The sequence below is a fragment of the Halomonas sp. genome (genome assembly GCF_029263665.1).
Classification (GTDB): Bacteria; Pseudomonadota; Gammaproteobacteria; order Pseudomonadales; family Halomonadaceae; genus Halomonas.
This window is the reverse complement of the sequence record NZ_JAJUFQ010000031.1, coordinates 1-15,783: the sequence shown is the minus strand read 5'-3', so window position 1 is coordinate 15,783 and position 15,783 is coordinate 1. Positions and strand designations below refer to the sequence as shown.

At 58.3% G+C, this 15,783-nt stretch carries 12 protein-coding genes and 1 pseudogene; 4 read left to right on the top strand and 9 right to left on the bottom strand.

The window, feature by feature from the left end:
• Positions 1-18: 18 nt before the first annotated feature.
• Positions 19-864, bottom strand: coding sequence for a methylenetetrahydrofolate reductase [NAD(P)H] (gene metF / locus Q1K07_RS19870; RefSeq protein WP_300315236.1), 846 nt, complete (start codon positions 862-864; stop codon positions 19-21).
• A 250-nt stretch (positions 865-1,114) separates the two neighbouring features.
• On the opposite strand from metF, the gene Q1K07_RS19865 reads away from it, so the two are divergent.
• A complete protein-coding gene (locus Q1K07_RS19865) occupies positions 1,115-2,044 on the top strand; it encodes an AEC family transporter (protein WP_300315233.1) in 930 nt (309 codons plus the stop codon).
• Between the two features lie 55 nt (positions 2,045-2,099).
• On the opposite strand, the gene Q1K07_RS19860 is transcribed toward Q1K07_RS19865, so the two are convergent.
• The 4 genes from Q1K07_RS19860 to Q1K07_RS19845 all read right to left on the bottom strand — a co-directional run bounded on the left by Q1K07_RS19860 (position 2,100) and on the right by Q1K07_RS19845 (position 6,460).
• Positions 2,100-3,518, bottom strand: coding sequence for a Na+/H+ antiporter NhaC family protein (locus tag Q1K07_RS19860; protein ID WP_300315231.1), 1,419 nt, complete (start codon positions 3,516-3,518; stop codon positions 2,100-2,102).
• Between the two features lie 43 nt (positions 3,519-3,561).
• On the bottom strand, positions 3,562-4,851 hold the full coding sequence (locus Q1K07_RS19855; RefSeq protein ID WP_300315228.1) for an FAD-binding oxidoreductase: 1,290 nt from the start codon (positions 4,849-4,851) through the stop codon (positions 3,562-3,564).
• A 7-nt stretch (positions 4,852-4,858) separates the two neighbouring features.
• Positions 4,859-5,674, bottom strand: a complete 816-nt coding sequence (locus Q1K07_RS19850; RefSeq protein ID WP_300315225.1) for an IclR family transcriptional regulator — start codon at positions 5,672-5,674, stop codon at positions 4,859-4,861.
• 132 nt (positions 5,675-5,806) lie between these two features.
• A complete protein-coding gene (locus Q1K07_RS19845; RefSeq protein ID WP_300315222.1) occupies positions 5,807-6,460 on the bottom strand; it encodes a glutathione S-transferase family protein in 654 nt (217 codons plus the stop codon).
• Between the two features lie 155 nt (positions 6,461-6,615).
• Here Q1K07_RS19845 and Q1K07_RS19840 point away from each other — a divergent pair, with 155 nt between their 5' ends.
• Positions 6,616-7,209 carry a TetR family transcriptional regulator gene (locus Q1K07_RS19840; RefSeq protein ID WP_300315219.1) on the top strand — a complete coding sequence of 198 codons (594 nt, stop codon included), beginning with the start codon at positions 6,616-6,618 and terminating at the stop codon, positions 7,207-7,209.
• On the opposite strand, the gene Q1K07_RS19835 is transcribed toward Q1K07_RS19840, so the two are convergent.
• The 3 genes from Q1K07_RS19835 to ligB all read right to left on the bottom strand — a co-directional run bounded on the left by Q1K07_RS19835 (position 7,179) and on the right by ligB (position 11,599).
• Positions 7,179-8,000 (bottom strand): UDP-2,3-diacylglucosamine diphosphatase, encoded by an 822-nt coding sequence (locus Q1K07_RS19835; protein WP_300315216.1) that lies wholly within the window; start codon positions 7,998-8,000, stop codon positions 7,179-7,181. The two genes, Q1K07_RS19840 and Q1K07_RS19835, sit on opposite strands and share 31 nt — an antisense overlap.
• A gap of 266 nt (positions 8,001-8,266) precedes the next feature.
• Positions 8,267-9,688: an adenosylhomocysteinase gene (gene ahcY, locus Q1K07_RS19830; RefSeq protein WP_300315214.1), complete on the bottom strand. Its 1,422-nt coding sequence runs from the start codon at positions 9,686-9,688 to the stop codon at positions 8,267-8,269.
• 129 nt (positions 9,689-9,817) lie between these two features.
• The gene (gene ligB, locus Q1K07_RS19825) at positions 9,818-11,599 is read right to left on the bottom strand and encodes an NAD-dependent DNA ligase LigB (RefSeq protein WP_300315212.1); all 1,782 of its coding nucleotides are present in this window, start codon (positions 11,597-11,599) and stop codon (positions 9,818-9,820) included.
• A 314-nt stretch (positions 11,600-11,913) separates the two neighbouring features.
• Between ligB and Q1K07_RS19820 the strand changes: the two genes are divergently transcribed.
• The gene (locus tag Q1K07_RS19820; RefSeq protein WP_300315210.1) at positions 11,914-13,602 is read left to right on the top strand and encodes an amidohydrolase; all 1,689 of its coding nucleotides are present in this window, start codon (positions 11,914-11,916) and stop codon (positions 13,600-13,602) included.
• A 105-nt stretch (positions 13,603-13,707) separates the two neighbouring features.
• Here the strand turns inward: Q1K07_RS19820 and metK are convergent, their stop codons facing one another.
• Positions 13,708-14,928 (bottom strand): methionine adenosyltransferase, encoded by a 1,221-nt coding sequence (gene metK, locus Q1K07_RS19815; protein WP_300315208.1) that lies wholly within the window; start codon positions 14,926-14,928, stop codon positions 13,708-13,710.
• Between the two features lie 342 nt (positions 14,929-15,270).
• Here metK and Q1K07_RS19810 point away from each other — a divergent pair.
• Positions 15,271-15,783: pseudogene (locus Q1K07_RS19810) on the top strand (transketolase); the annotation flags it as partial.

The following is a 15,783-nucleotide window of genomic DNA, read 5'->3' as shown; positions in this document are numbered from 1 at the left end:
GCGTTGTTGTTGTCTTGTTTAACGCCCCGTCAGGTTCTTGATGACCTTCAACGTCGGCTCGGCCTGGTTCAGGGTATAGAAGTGCAGGCCCGGAGCCCCGCCATCCAACAGGCGTTCACACAGGCGAGTAATGACGTCTTCACCAAAGGCGGCAATGGCATTGCTGTCATCACCATAGGCTTCCAGTTGCTTGCGAACCCAGCGCGGAATCTCGGCACCACAGGCATCGGAGAAGCGAGCCAGTTTGCTGTAGTTGGTGATCGGCATGATGCCTGGCACGATGGGGGCTTCGACGCCCAACTGGCGGGCCCGCTCGACAAAATGGAAATAGGCGTCAGCGTTGAAGAAATACTGGGTGATGGCCAGATTGGCGCCAGCCTTCACTTTACGTGCGAAATTCTGCAGGTCGGCTTCAAAATTCGATGCCTGCGGGTGGGCCTCGGGGTAGGCTGCTACAGCGATCTCGAAATGGTCACCGGTTTCTTCGCGTATGAATTCGACCAGCTCATTGGCATAGCGCAGCTCACCGATGCTGCCCATTCCGGACGGCAGATCACCACGCAAGGCCACCAGGCTATTGATGCCCTCGTCCTTGTAATGGTTGATCAGGTCGCGGATCTGGGACTTCGCACTGCCTACGCATGACAGGTGAGGTGCGGTAGAAATACCGCATTGGCGTACGGCCTGAACGGTATCGATCGTGCGATGCTGGGTAGAACCGCCGGCGCCATAAGTCACGGAGAAGAAGCGCGGATTGCGTTCCGCCAGCATGTCACGGGCCTGCATCAGCTTGTCACGCCCAGCGTCGGTGTTAGGCGGAAAGAATTCGAAGCTGATACCCAGCGGATGCTGTTGTGCGCTCATCTCAATGTCCTCGTCACAATAGACGGTAGGTAAGTTGGATCATGTGCTGAGTATTGTGACGGCAGCGCAGCAAAGCGACCAATGAAAAGTTTAGCGGCTCACTATCAATTCCATTCATATAAAAACCAGAACCAACATAACCAACAGTTCTAAAACTGTCCTCTCCAGTTGATGCGACCTGACAAGCGGCCAGCACAACGGCATCATGAATGCCCGCTTTGAGATGCTGCTTCTGATAAGGACATCACCAATGGCACTTGACCCATCTGCCCTCATGGGCCCTCTTTGGACGCTGCTCGCCTTCGCCGCCCTCGGTATACTGGCAGCCCGTGGCCTGAAGGTGGATCCTCGCCCTGTCGCCACCTTGCTGATCTATCTGATTGCCCCTGTCACGTTCTTTCGTGCCTTGGTTCTGGGTGGCCCGACACCCGCCTACCTGGGGCTGACGGCAGCACTGTTCATCACGGCGAGCCTGGTGGCCCTGTGCATCAACATCCTGGCCAAGCGCGCGCTACCGGCAGAAGAAGGCGCCGTACTGGCCTTTTCCTCCGGCACGGGCAATACCGGCTACTTCGGCCTGCCGGTGGCACTGGTGCTGCTGCCACCGGATGGCGTCACCCTGTATCTGTTCTGCGTGCTTGGTGTCACCCTGTATGAATTCACGGTGGGTTTCTATCTCAGTGCCCGTGGCCGCTTTTCCGTCCGCGACAGCTTGCTCAAGATCCTGCGTCTGCCGCTGATTTATGCCTTCCTGGCTGCCCTCGCCGTCGAAGCCATTGGCATCGAAGTCCCTACACCAGTGACAGAGGCACTCAGCGTGTTCCCTGCCACCTACACCTTGCTTGGCATGATGATCATCGGCATGACCCTGGGCCGGGTCTCGCTTCGTTCCCTGGACGGGCGCTTCATTGGGGCCTGTGTGGCGGTACGCTATGTACTATGGCCACTACTGATGCTGGGCGTGGTGCTGGCGCTGAATATGACCTTTGACCTGGCACCAGAGCTGGCCATGGCACTGTTGCTGGTTGGCGTAGTCCCCATGGCCGCCAACGTCGTCGTCGTGGCCATGGAGCTTGGTATCGCACCGGAAAAAGGCGCCTTGGCAGTGCTGATCACCACCTTGGCAGCCCCATTGATCATCCCCCTTTATCTGGGCGCCATGCTGCCACTGATCCGTTAGGGAACCGAGCCTGGTACATGCCCCGGGCAGCCTGGGGCCAGGCGCTATCCATGCATTAGGCCACCTCAATCCACCAGAACCCTACTGCCAGGTAGGCCACCAGGGCGATGATCGCGACAGCGAGGGCAAAGGGGATCTGCGTCTTGATGTGATCGATATGATCAGAAGCCGCCCCGGTCGACGCAAGAACGGAGGTATCCGACAGAGGAGAACAGTGGTCGCCAAATACACCGCCCCCAGCGACAGCCGCCACCGTGGCATAGATCAATGGCGAGATGGCATCGCCGGTGAAGTTGAAGGCCACAGGCACCGACAACGGCATCATGATAGCGAAGGTCCCCCATGACGTGCCTGTGGAAAAGGCGATGACCGCCGCAATCAGGAAGGTCATGGCCGGCAGCAGCGCGGGGGTCAACCAACCTTGGGTCAGCTCGACGATATAGTCTGCCGTGCCCATGTTCTTGGAAAGCTGATTGAGCGAATAGGCCAGGGCCAGGATGATGATCGCTGGCATGACACCTTTCATTCCCGACGTCGCTGTTTTCATGATGTCGTTGAAAGGAATGCCCTGCAGCCGCATCACAATGCCGAGAAAGACAGCCGCCGCCAGGAAGGCTTCCATGGTCTTGGCCGAACCTGTGGTGGCAAAGGTGCCGATTGCCACCCCAATGACAATCAATACCGGCATGAAGAAATTCAGCAGCAGCGATGTCCGTGCTGCAGGATAGGGTTCAATATCCGTCAGTTCCTCACCCAACAGGGGCTCGGCGCCATCGCGCAACACCTTGTTTTCTTCCTGGGCACGCCTCTCGGCTTTCTTCATCGGGCCAAACAACGGAACGATACCCACGATCACCAGCCCGACCATGGCAACCGAAAGCCAAGCATAAATGTTGAAGGGAATGGCATGCAGGAACACCGACATCGCCTGCTCGGCATTCTCGATCGGCCCCATGCCGATGAGCAGGCCAGCAATGAACACGGCCCACCCGGTGATCGGCACCAGCACACTGACCGGCGCTGACGTGGAGTCAGCGATATAGGCCAGCTTCTCCCGAGACACCCGATAGCGATCGGTGAGCCCGCGCATGGTGCTGCCAACGAACAACGGGCTGAAGTAATCGCTGAAGAACACGAACATGCCCATTACCCAGCCGATGAGCTGCACCTTGATGCGTGTCAGGGCGCGACGTTCTACCCAGGATGAGAAGTTCTGAATGGCTCCTGTACGTTGGAAGAAAGCAATGACGGTGCCAATGAACAGCTCCAGCAGCAGAATCCAGGAAAAGCTGGTGGTACCGAGCGTTTCCTTGAGCAGTGTAGGAAAGCCCATCAACCCCTCGCCCATCGCCATGACACCGACGAAGCAGGCTACGGCGAGAGAGAACACCGTATTGCGGGTGATGAAGGCCAGGATAATGGCCAAAGTGGCAGGGACTATCGAAAGCATGCCGAGATGCGTCGTGGCGTCCATATGATCCTCGTTTATTGTTATGCAGCAAGGTGTCGTTCAAACGTCAGGTTTCGCGCTCTGCGCGTTTCCGCTCCAAGGCGGATATCAATTGAAAACCGAGATGGCGAACCGGCTCCGGAGGCATCCAGCTGGCTTTGCCAAACAACTGGTGGATAGGTTCGACGGTCTGGCCCAGCGCATGACGCGCCAAGGCATCACCGAGGAACGTCCCCTTGACGATGCCCCCGCCATTACAGCCTGCCGAGACATACAACCCAGGGTGTATTTCCCCCCACAACGGAGCGCCGTTGTAGGTCAGGCCTGTGGTTCCTCCCCAGACGTAATCGAATCCTGTACCGGCCAGCTCGGGGTAGCGCCGAGCAAGACTCTTGATCAGGCCAGCGCTGATTCGACGATTGCTGTCCTCCTGCTCATAGCTATATCGGGAGCGAATCATCAGCCGCCCATCATGGGTGGTACGCAGTGTGCAGCCGAGCCGATGTGCAGGAAGCAGCCCCCAGTCCTGAGGCATCAGGCGAGCACGAGTGGACTCGGGCAGTACCGGAGTGACCGCGGCGTAGGTATAGATGGCCGTCAGCCGGGAAGCATCGGCCCCAAGCGCGCGAGAAAAAGCGTTGTTGGCCAGAATGACGTGTTGCGCCTGAATCTCGGCTTCAGCCGTACGGACACACCAAACACTCCCAGCCTTGCTCACACTCATGGCAGGGCTGTTCTCGTGTATGCTCACGGAATCCGGCAAGGCATCGGCCAGACCTCTGATCAGCGCCGCCGGCTGGACCAGGTAACAGTCGGGAGAATAGAGCCCATGGGCGTAATAACGGGTGCCAATCCGCTCCTTGAGCGCCTCTCGTGACAAGCGTTCATAACTCAGCCCCGCCGACTCGAGAAACGCCTGATAGCTCTTCAGCGATTGCATGCCCTGCGCGGTAGCCGCAGCCCGGTAGGTACCAACATGCTGCAGGTGACAATCGATACCATGTTGCTCCACCTTGTGGCGCAGCCGGGCCATGGTCTTCCGGCTCAGCGCATTGAGTCGAGACATACGCTCGAGCTCGTCGGGAGAAGCATCGTTGGCCAGTGCAACCTCCAGCATGAAACCGGAATTGCGCCCCGGGCTTCCCTCTCCCAAGCGATCAGCATCCAGAATCACAACGCGGTCATTCGGACGCGCCTCCGCCCAGGCACTGGCAGCTGCCAATCCGGTATAACCAGCACCGACGATCACAAGCTCGGCAGTCAATGAACCACGCACGCTAGGAGGGATGGGGCGCTCGGCAAGTTGTGCATTCCAGCCACAGGGGCGTTCATGTACGGGGACAGAAAGATAAGCCATGTATCCGTTACTCGATATACAGAAGGCCGTGGGCCTGTTGCACCAATTCACGTACCTCCTCGTGCATGCCTTGAAGGACGCTCTGCTTGTGGGTCTCGGTCATGCGCGACTTGAGCATCGAGCAGCTCATGGCACCCAAGGGATGGCCGCCATGATCGAGAATGGGGATAGCCAGACCGGTGTACTCCGGCAGATGAGAGCCTTCGACGCCGCGCGCATAGCCAACCGAGCGCAGGTGATCGATCTCTATCGCAATGTCTTCCAGTGAAATGTGGTACTCGTGTTGAAGACGCTCGGCGTTACGCTTGAGGATGGACGCGCGCTCCTCATCCCCGAGATAGGCAAGCAGCGCGATGGAGGCCTGGCCGACGCCAAGAGGCACTCGCCCCCCGGTCGCGCGGACGAAGCTACCTACCGGATACTCACCGTTCTGGACTTCCAAGCAGACAGCATTCAAGCCATCAGCAGCAAACAGGTAGAAACTGTCCCCGAGACGCTGGGCCAGAGACAGCAGACGCGGACGCGTAAGATCCCGCAAGCCAGCGCCATTGCCCGCCTGGGATCCGAGTACCAGTAATTCATAACCGAGCAGGTAACGCCCCCGTATCGGAGCAGCCCTGAGGAACCCTTGATCCTTCAAGCCTTTCAGCAGGCGATAGATCGTCGGTCGGCTGAGCTCCAGGGCATCCAGATAATCTTCGATGCTTGCACCACGGTAGCCACACGCAGCCGTGACCTGCAGCACCTGCATGGCGTGCATGAGCGTAGATGGGCTTTGGCCTGTAGCTGGACTTTGGCCTGTCGTTGTAGGTCTGGGCGTCATGACTGAACGCCTATGTCGCGGAACCAGACCACAGATTAGCGAGATAGAATCGAAAGTTCGTCTCGTATATTGAGACTTTCAGGATAATGCCGCATGTTGGCGAGCCCTGAAGGCTCGCCATCGACAACCAGGTCAGACGGAAAACACTGGCTCTACCAGTACGCGTTGTGCGGAGACTCGATCTTTGATGCGTGCGACGTAAGCCTGCACCTTGGGTGCCTCATTGACCAGAGGCTGGGCAGGGGGCATGCCGACGAGATAATCCAGTATGGGTGCCGCGATGACATCGGCCAGGGTAAAGCTGTCCCCTACCAGATACCCATCACCATGCAGTTGGTCTTCCAGAATGGCGAGCATATTGACCACTCCGGGCTCGGCTTCACGAACCTTGTCCATATTCACTTCACCCCCCATGATCTGGGGCATGACAAATTCCAGCAGATAGCGGCGAACCAGAGCCTGGTCGACCTGTACCGCTAGCGCCGAACACCACTGATCCACCAAGGCACGCTGCCAAGGGTCTGCTGGCTGCAGGCTCGGACCATCAAAGCCAGCGTCGAGATAACGACAAATGGCAACCGTTTCATACAGCTTCCGTTCTCCATGGAACAATACCGGCACCTTACCGAAAGGGTTGACCGAGAGATGTTCTGGAGAATGCATCTGGTACTGACGGCCTGAGTGCTCGAGACCGACACTATAGTCGATGCCTTTTTCTTCACACACCAGCATCGCACTGCGTACAAAGTTGCTGAACGCAGGCCCAAGAAGATGTACAGCCGCCATGATCAACTCCTGTGTAGGGTGAGAAACTTCCCCTGCAGCATGACAAGCACCAGAATATGTTCAAGAACATATTCTGGTGCAAGACAAGCTCTCATTTTTGGAACCTGAACCAAACTGATACCCGCTCTCACGAGTACTCCCATAGGAGATACGCCATGCCATGGCACATTGAACACAAGCAGGAGAGTCGCGAGCGAATCCTCGATGCCGCCGCACGTTGTTTCACTCAGAGAGGCTTCGATGGTGTTCGAATCGATGACATCATGGCTGCTGCCGGCCTGACACGAGGAGCCTTCTACGCCCACTTCAGCAGCAAGTCGGACCTGTATGCCTGTGCCATGCGCCACGCAGCCCAGTTGGGCGCCCAGCACCTAGCAGCCCTTCCAGATACCGAACGACGTATTGCCGCTTACCTGAGCCTGGCACCGCACACAAGCGAGATTTCGTGTCCTCTTGCCTGTCTCGTCAGCGATGTGGCCCATCGCGATGGTCAGGTACGCGATACCTATACCGACCTGTTGGAAGGATTCATCTGCCGCTTTCTATGTGAAGAGAATCGCTCGCCAGCCTCCAGACAGCGCGCACTCATGCAAGCCGTCGCCATGATCGGCAGCCTGGCCATTGCCCGCAGTGTCAATGACCCTGTTTTCGCTGAAGAACTGATGGAAGCAGGCCTCTCACTGGCATCGTGCGTGCCTGGCACGGGAGAACAACAGGCTCAGGCCCGGACCAGATCGGTGTCATCCTGAGCCCGGCCTCCCGCTGGCTGAGCTTCCATCGCCGGCTCATGTTCGATCACTTCACCTTGCCAATCGATCAGGGCCAGCCGACCGTCAGGGCGCTCGATCAGAGCCGTGCAATGCTCGACCCAATCGCCATCGTTGCAATAGAGCACACCATCTCGGGCACGGAAGCCGGCCTGGTGGATATGCCCACCGACATAACCATCGAGACCTTCACGACCCGCCTGATGGAGTGCTGCCTGTTCGAACTGGGCAACATAACGCTGAGCGGCACCAATTCGCCCCTTGACCGCTGCGGACAAGGACCAATAGGGCATCCCCAGGGCAGAACGTACTCGGTTGACCCAGCGATTCAGGGATAGCACGAACTGGTGCATGCCATCGCCCAGCGCCATCACCCAGGGCGCCAGACGCACATGGGTATCGAATTCATCGCCATGACTGACCAGCAAGCGGCGCCCATCAGCCGTTTCATGAATGGCCCTGCGTTCGATGCTGACCCGATGAACCTTCAGCCCGCACAGACGGCGCAAGGCAGCATCGTGATTGCCAGGAATATAGATGATTTCGCAGCCACTGCGAGCAAGGCGAAGAATACGTGCGACCAGGCGCTGCTGCTGAGCAGGCAATGCCGCACGGCGATGCATGGCAATCAGGTCAATGACATCACCGACCAGGTACAGGCGCTCGGGCCGCACCCTGCGCAACAAGCGAGAAAGCAGCTCCGCCTGGCAATCCCGAGTGCCGAGATGCAGATCGGAAATGAAAAGGGTACGAACCGTCAGCGTGGTAGCCATGAGCGTTCTCCTGATTGCGCTCATTTAGACTGACAAGCCGCCATGACGACCCCATGGCGGCTTAATGACGATCCTGTTTCCAAAGCGTAAGCCGTAAGCCGTAAGCCGTAAGCCGTAAGCCGTAAGCCGTAAGCCGTAAGCCGTAAGCCGTAAGCCAGTGAGTCAAAACGCTTCACAGAACCGTGTAAAGATTCCTTCGCTTATAGCTTATAGCTTATAGCTTATAGCTTATAGCTCTACAGCTTATGGCTTAGTTTACTCGTCGCTCAGTATCGATAATGCTCAGGCTTGAAAGGGCCCTCCACAGGCACATGGGTGTATCTGGCCTGTTCTTCTGTCAACTGGGTAATCACGCCACCGAATCCTTCCACCATGTAACGCGCGACTTCCTCGTCCAGATGACGTGGCAATACCGTGACATCGATGGCGTCCTGCTTCTCGGATGCAGGAAGGTCGGCAAAACGTCTCTCATACAGATGCATCTGCGCCAATACCTGGTTGGCAAAAGAGCCATCCATGACCCGGGATGGATGCCCGGTAGCATTGCCCAGGTTGACCAGCCGCCCTTCCGCCAGCAGGTAGAGCACATTGCGACTATCCGCATCAATGGGTTGGCCTGGTGCGGCGTCACGATAGATCTTGTGGACTTGGGGTTTGACCTCCTCCCATTGCCACTTCTCGCGCATATAGGCGATATCGATTTCACTATCGAAATGCCCAATGTTGCACACTACGGCACCATTTTTCAGCGCTCCCAGCATGGCGGCATCACAGGCGGAGATATTGCCGGTACAGGTCACGACCAGATCGGTCCTGCCAAGCAATTCACGGTCGACACTGGCCTCTCCCTGGTTGATCCCTCCGCGATGAGGAGACACGACCTCATAGCCATCCATGCATGCCTGCATGGCACAGATGGGGTCAACTTCTGCGATCCGCACGATCATGCCTTCCTGACGCAATGACGCCGCGGAGCCCTTGCCGACGTCACCATACCCCATGACCAGGGCCTGCTTGCCTGCCAGCAGGTGGTCAAGTCCCCGCTTGATGGCATCATTCAGGCTATGGCGGCAACCGTACTTGTTGTCGTTCTTGGACTTGGTCACGGAGTCGTTGACGTTGATGGCAGGCACCCGAAGCGTGCCATCAGCCCACATCTCCAGCAGGCGATGGACCCCTGTTGTCGTTTCTTCACTGATGCCGTGAATTACATCCAGCTTTTGGGGATGCCGCTCATGCAACAGCTGAGTGAGATCACCTCCATCATCGAGCACCATGTTCGGCGTCCAGCCATCGGCACCTTCTACGGTCTGCTCGATGCACCACCAGAACTCGTCCTCGCTTTCCCCTTTCCAGGCGAATACGGGGATATTTGCAGCGGCAATGGCTGCAGCAGCATGGTCCTGAGTGGAAAAGATATTGCAGGATGACCAGCGCACACTGGCGCCCAGATCTATCAGCGTTTCGATCAGCACTGCCGTCTGGATGGTCATGTGGATGCAGCCGGCGATGCGCGCCCCCTTGAGCGGCTGGGCGGCATGATATTTAGCGCGAATCGCCATCAACGCCGGCATCTCGCTTTCGGCGATACGGATTTCACGCCGCCCCCACTCAGCGAGACCGATATCGGCGACACGATAATCGTTGAAGGAGTGATCCATGGGGGTTACCTGCTGCATCTGGGTCATCGCTGCCTCCTGCTGCTGTGACGGGAAGTTTTGCTTACCTCACTATAGGCGGCGATTCCATTAGCTCGCCAACCACTAACCCCGAGCCCCTTAAGCCTAGTTTCCCTTCACCAATGGCCGCCCCTGCATTCATCCACTCCCTCGTGTATTTCCAGTGCTCATGGCAAAGCCATCGACCCCCTGCGCCGATAGAGTGGCAGCCAGACGTTGCACTTCAGGATGGGAGAAAAAAGCGACGAGATCCGCAGCTCGAACAGACCCGATACCTGGTAACCGGCGCCATGTCTGTTCACTTCGCCCACTCAGCTCACTCCAGCTCATCACCGCTCCTGCATCCCATCCCGGGGGTGCTCCCAGAGCCACCAGCCAAGCATGAAAACCTCGCTGCTCGGCGCGTCGAAATTGATCAACCAGCACACTAGCCCTGGATACCCCGAATCCTGATAACTGCGTCAATTGCTCGACATTGAGTGACTGCCAGTCCAATAGGCCATCCACCAGGCCGGCATTCACTAGCGCTTCCCAAACTCCGGGTCCTGCGCCTGAAAGGTTCAGCCCCTTGGCCCCTCCCAGCCATGCCAGGCGGGCAAGGAATTGCTGTCGGCAGCCTTCAATCGGGTGCCAGCAGCTCATCAGGTTGTATCGCCCTTCATCCGGCGGCGTAACCGTCACCCTGGTACCTGTTCGCCATGCCACACGACTGACCTGGGGAATGGTCAGCCCGGCCATTTGCACCACCACATGATCACCAGGCAACACATCCAGTTCCCGCCAGTGAGCCACGCTTCCCAGGCTGACCTGGCGCAGGGTGCGCCCATCCAGATTGACCGGCATCAGGCGAGCCAATGGCGTAATGCGCCCTGTACGTCCAATGGTGAAACGAATGTCACGCACCTCGGCCAAGGCCTCACGGGGTAGATACTTCCAGGCCAATATCCAGTCAGGTGGTTGGCTATCCCAGTGACTGCCATCGGGCCGCTGTCCTTGATGCAATACGATGCCATCCGTAGCGAAGGGCAATGGCTGACGATACCAGTGCTCTCGCCAGGCACTGACATCGTTGATGTCCAATACCGGCTGCGTATAGGCGTTCAGATCACCCAGCCCCAGGCGCTTGAGCCCGGCAAGCCGTGCCGGCATGTCTTCCGGCCCCAGCGGCCAGGCCCAGGGGAAAAAGCCGATCTCTTTTGCGGTGGACATTTCCAGACTATCCCGAGCCAGCCATCCGGCCACCCGGTTACGGGCGCCAGCGCCCCCTTCATCATGCTGGCGATGCCCATCAAGACGCTGATACAGCTCTCCCTGGAAGATCAGTTCACCGTCGACGGCATAATCTCGCCAAACAGCAGGCAGACGCTGGGGAATGGCGGCAATACGGTAGGCATGGCGCGTCCAGTCCTGTCCACGCAGACCATCACCACGGCTGATCATTCGTGTCAGGCGCCCCTGTGTATACACCAGGGTCACCGCCACTCCATCGACCTTGGGCTGAATCCAGACATCCGAGTGATGCGCCATCCAGGTACTCACTTCAGTCCGCCCTACGGCTTTTCTTGCTCCGGTGTGGGCGATCGGGTGAGCAATGGTGATACCTTCCGGTGTCGGCAACGTCATATCCTGGGGCACCACGACATCCGGGAAGCAGCGACGCCATGCTTGCCACTGCCGCAGGGCCTGATCATAGATATCATCACCCACGGGCGAGCTGCCATCATGACGATAGGCCTGATTCCAGGCTTCCAGACGTGCGCCAAGCTCACGTATTTCCTGCCGTGCCTGCTCCGCACCCCATCCCGGGCACGCCGCCCATGACGGCGGGGCTGACACGATGGCCAGCCACACAACCATTAAGTTCACCACCCTGCTCAACGGCACCGCTACACGTCCTTGTGCTCCCATCGCATCCTCCATGCCGACGTTCCTTATCCATCCTGAGGCTAGGAAAAATTGGGCGGGAATGGAGATAGCACGCCTGACACGAACAAAAAGCGTCACAGCAACAGCTTGTTTGGCATAGCAACAGGTTTCATGAATGCGACAGGAAATACATTGTTTGCTGATTTAGACATGGCTAAATCTCAGATAGCGACAATGCTGTTCTGGAGCTTCCGTAGCTCATTACTGAGCCATTCAGCGACCACATTCGCTTTACGGCCCAGTCATAACAACTCATTAATGACAAGCCGGTCAGTACAAGCCGGTCATGACAACAATGGAGCCATGCAATGCGATGGAACAAGGTTCTTCTGGGCATCTCATTGGCATCAGCCAGCCTTGGGGTTCAAGCAGCCTCCTCTCTCCTGGTCAATGCCAATGGCTACGGTTTCGACGAGAACCGTCAGTTGGTGGCGTTTTCCACGCTCTATCTGGAAGACGGCAAGGTCGTCGCTCGTGGTGGCGAGAGCCTCGCGGAGAAATATCCTGAAGCCGAGCAGCGTATCGATGTCCAGGGCAAGACGCTGATACCGGGCCTCATCGATGCTCATACCCATTTGATGGGACTGGGATACAGCCTGCTTGAAGCAGATCTCCGGGGTATCGGTTCGGCCGAGGAAAGTGCCGCTGCCGTTGCCGAGTTTGCTGCTGAACATCCTGACTTCGAATGGGTGCGTGGGGGTGGCTGGAACCAGGTGCTATGGGAGAGCAAGCAGTTTCCCACCGCTGCGGATCTGGACGCTCACATAGCGGATCGTCCCGTGGTGCTTCAGCGTGTCGACGGTCACGCCATCTGGGTCAACAGCCGTGCAATGGAGCTTGCCGGTATCGACGCCGACAGCCAGGCGCCAGAAGGTGGAGAAATCCTGCGTGATGAAAGCGGCCAGCCTACCGGTGTGTTCATCGATAATGCCGAGGCGCTGATCACTGACAAGATTCCGGCCCGCACGGAGGCGGAAATGAACGAAGCCTACGACACTGCCGTAAAGCATGTTCAGCAACTCGGCATCACAGGTGTCCATATCGCTGGCTCCAGTTCGCAGGAGCTGGATTTCTACCGTCAGCGCAAGGCGCAGGAATCCCTGGGGATTCGTCTTTATCCGATGATCTCGGCCAATGACGACAAGCTGGAGGAATGGCTGGAACAGGGCATCATCGATGACCCGCAGGACTGGCTCGACATTCGCAGTATCAAGATCTTCGCCGACGGCGCCCTGGGCAGCCGTGGTGCGGCTCTCACCGAACCCTACAGCGACCGCCACGACTCCCGTGGGCTATTGATCGAAGACGAGGACACGCTGGCCAGGCTGGTCGACAAGGCCGTGCAGCATGGCTTCCAGGCCAACATGCATGCCATCGGGGATCGAGCCAACCACATCGCCCTGAACATCTATCAGGCCGAACAGGAGCAGGTCCCTCAGAGCCGCGACCTGCGTCACCGCATCGAGCACGCCCAAGTGGTGAGCGTGGAGGACATTCCGCGCTTCGCCGAACTTGGCGTCATTCCCTCTATGCAGCCGACTCACGCCACCAGTGACAAGAACATGGCCGGCGATCGCCTGGGTGAAGCACGTCTGGCTGGCGCTTATGCCTGGCGCTATTTCCTGGATAGCAATAGCCTCATCGCAGGTGGTTCGGACTTCCCGGTCGAGCCTGCCAACCCGTTCTATGGCCTGCATGCCGCGGTCACCCGCCAGGATCGCGACGGCCAACCACCCGGAGGCTGGCTTCCCGGCCAGAAGCTGACCATGGCGGAGGCCCTGCGCAGTTTCACCGCAGATGCCGCCTTTGCCGCCCATCAGGAGGAGCGCCTTGGTAGCCTGCTGCCAAACCAATGGGCAGACTTCATCATTATCGACAGGGACATCATTCGCGATGCCCCTGCCACGGTTGCCGATACTCAGGTGCTTGAGACTTGGATTGGTGGCGAACCTATCCATCAGGCCAAAGACGCCCCCTCCCAAGGGCAGGAGATGTAGTGGTCCAGCCCTGAAGTATTTCCTGAAACAACACAGCCCCACTGGCTAGCTGCCAGTGGGGCTGTGTTGTTTCCAGGCTGCGTACTTCTTGGGCGATGCTTTTCCTTATAAGCCAGCCGCGGCACGCAATACATCCGCACGATCTGTCTTCTCCCAGGGGAAGGCAGTGAACGTCTCGGTGTGCGTCTTCCCGTCCGTGTCGGTCCAGGTATAGCTGGTCTCGAAGGGTTCGCGGCCAAAATGACCGTAAGTAGCGGTCAGCTGGTACATCGGGTGCAGCAGGTCAAGCATCTGGGTAATGCCACTGGGGCGCAGGTCAAAATGCTCACGCACCAGTTCGACGATACGCTCGTCACCGATTTTCCCGGTCCCGAATGTATTGACCGATACGGAAGTCGGCTCAGCCACGCCAATAGCGTAGGACACCTGAATTTCACAGCGTTCGGCCAGACCGGCAGCGACGATGTTCTTGGCCACATAGCGCCCGGCATAAGCCGCACTGCGGTCGACCTTGGAGGGGTCCTTGCCAGAGAAAGCACCGCCACCATGACGCGCCATACCGCCATAGGTGTCGACGATGATCTTGCGGCCTGTCAGGCCACAGTCACCAACGGGTCCGCCAATGACGAACTTGCCTGTAGGGTTGATGTGGTACTGCGTGCTGTCACTCAGCCACTGCTCGGGAATCACCTGTTCGATGATCTCGCGCTTGACCACCTCGCGCAGCTTTTCCTGATCGATGTCAGGATCATGCTGCGTGGAAAGCACCACTGCGTCGACAGCACAAGGCTTGCCGTGCTCGTCATAGCGGAATGTCAGCTGGCTCTTGGCATCCGGACGCAACCACGGCAGCAGGCCGCTCTTGCGCATCTCAGCCTGACGCTCCACCAGTCGATGGCTGTAGTGGATCGGCGCCGGCATCAGGGAGTCCGTCTCGTTGGTGGCATAGCCGAACATCAGGCCCTGGTCGCCAGCCCCTTGATCATCAGGGTCTTCGCGATCGACGCCCTGGGCAATCTCGACACTTTGCTTGCCGATCAGGTTGAGTACGCCACAGGTTTCACCGTCAAAACCAACGTCGGAAGAGGTATAACCGATTTCGGTGATCACCTTGCGTACCAGCTCTTCCAGGTCAATCCAGGCAGAGGTGGTGATTTCGCCTGCCACGATGGCCACACCGGTCTTGACCAGGGTTTCACAAGCGACACGGGCGTTCTTGTCGCGGGCGATCAACGCGTCGAGCACGGCATCAGAAATCTGGTCGGCGATCTTGTCCGGGTGTCCTTCGGACACAGACTCGGAGGTGAACAGGGAGTATTCGCTCATGGCGTCCTAGACCCTCTACATGATTGGGTGACAGCGCCTGGGCTCGATGCCAGGGATAAGATGAGGGGCCTATGTGTCATCATAACCAGACACACTGGCTGCCCGCGGATTCTACACGTTTGCTGTATATGTTCACAGCCTGGATGACCCTCACACTGGCTGACTACACAAGCACTACACAAGGATATTTGAAGGCCAGCCACTTCTCGGCGACAATAAGCCACCGTATTTGACTGTGCCACATTGGCACGCACTAGCCAGAATGTTCAGAAATACGTCCGGTCGCGCCCCAGGCCAGGCCGTGTCATAGCATATTGTCGCCACAGGCGAGGAGTTGCCCCCATGCCGTCCCGTTTCGAACTGGCCAACGCCATTCGCGCCCTATCCATGGATGCCGTCCAGAAGGCCAACTCCGGCCACCCCGGCGCCCCCATGGGTATGGCTGACATCGCCGAAGTGCTGTGGAACGATTACCTCGTCCACAATCCGAACGATCCCAAGTGGGCCGATCGTGACCGCTTCGTGCTGTCCAACGGCCACGGCTCCATGCTGCTCTACTCCCTGCTCCACCTCACCGGCTACGAGGACATGAGCCTCGAAGAGTTGCAGAACTTCCGCCAGCTGCATGCCAAGACCGCCGGTCACCCCGAATACGGCTACGCCGGTGGCATCGAGACCACCACCGGCCCTCTCGGCCAGGGCCTGGCCAATGCCGTCGGCATGGCCATGGCCGAGCGTACCCTCGGCGCTCAGTTCAACCGCCCCGGCCATGACATCGTCGATCACTACACCTACTGCTTCCTCGGCGATGGCTGCCTGATGGAAGGCATTTCCCACGAAGTGGCTTCCCTGGCC

Excerpts from the sequence above, each read along its gene's own strand:
- Q1K07_RS19850 (WP_300315225.1), bottom strand. The coding sequence starts at position 5,674 with ATGACGCCCAGACCTACAACGACAGGCCAAAGTCCAGCTACAGGCCAA.
- ahcY (WP_300315214.1), bottom strand. The coding sequence starts at position 9,688 with ATGACCCAGATGCAGCAGGTAACCCCCATGGATCACTCCTTCAACGAT.
- metK (WP_300315208.1), bottom strand. The coding sequence starts at position 14,928 with ATGAGCGAATACTCCCTGTTCACCTCCGAGTCTGTGTCCGAAGGACAC.
- Q1K07_RS19820 (WP_300315210.1), top strand. The coding sequence starts at position 11,914 with ATGCGATGGAACAAGGTTCTTCTGGGCATCTCATTGGCATCAGCCAGC.
- Q1K07_RS19845 (WP_300315222.1), bottom strand. The coding sequence starts at position 6,460 with ATGGCGGCTGTACATCTTCTTGGGCCTGCGTTCAGCAACTTTGTACGC.
- Q1K07_RS19840 (WP_300315219.1), top strand. The coding sequence starts at position 6,616 with ATGCCATGGCACATTGAACACAAGCAGGAGAGTCGCGAGCGAATCCTC.
- ligB (WP_300315212.1), bottom strand. The coding sequence starts at position 11,599 with ATGGAGGATGCGATGGGAGCACAAGGACGTGTAGCGGTGCCGTTGAGC.
- Q1K07_RS19865 (WP_300315233.1), top strand. The coding sequence starts at position 1,115 with ATGGCACTTGACCCATCTGCCCTCATGGGCCCTCTTTGGACGCTGCTC.
- Q1K07_RS19860 (WP_300315231.1), bottom strand. The coding sequence starts at position 3,518 with ATGGACGCCACGACGCATCTCGGCATGCTTTCGATAGTCCCTGCCACT.
- Q1K07_RS19855 (WP_300315228.1), bottom strand. The coding sequence starts at position 4,851 with ATGGCTTATCTTTCTGTCCCCGTACATGAACGCCCCTGTGGCTGGAAT.
- Q1K07_RS19835 (WP_300315216.1), bottom strand. The coding sequence starts at position 8,000 with ATGGCTACCACGCTGACGGTTCGTACCCTTTTCATTTCCGATCTGCAT.
- metF (WP_300315236.1), bottom strand. The coding sequence starts at position 864 with ATGAGCGCACAACAGCATCCGCTGGGTATCAGCTTCGAATTCTTTCCG.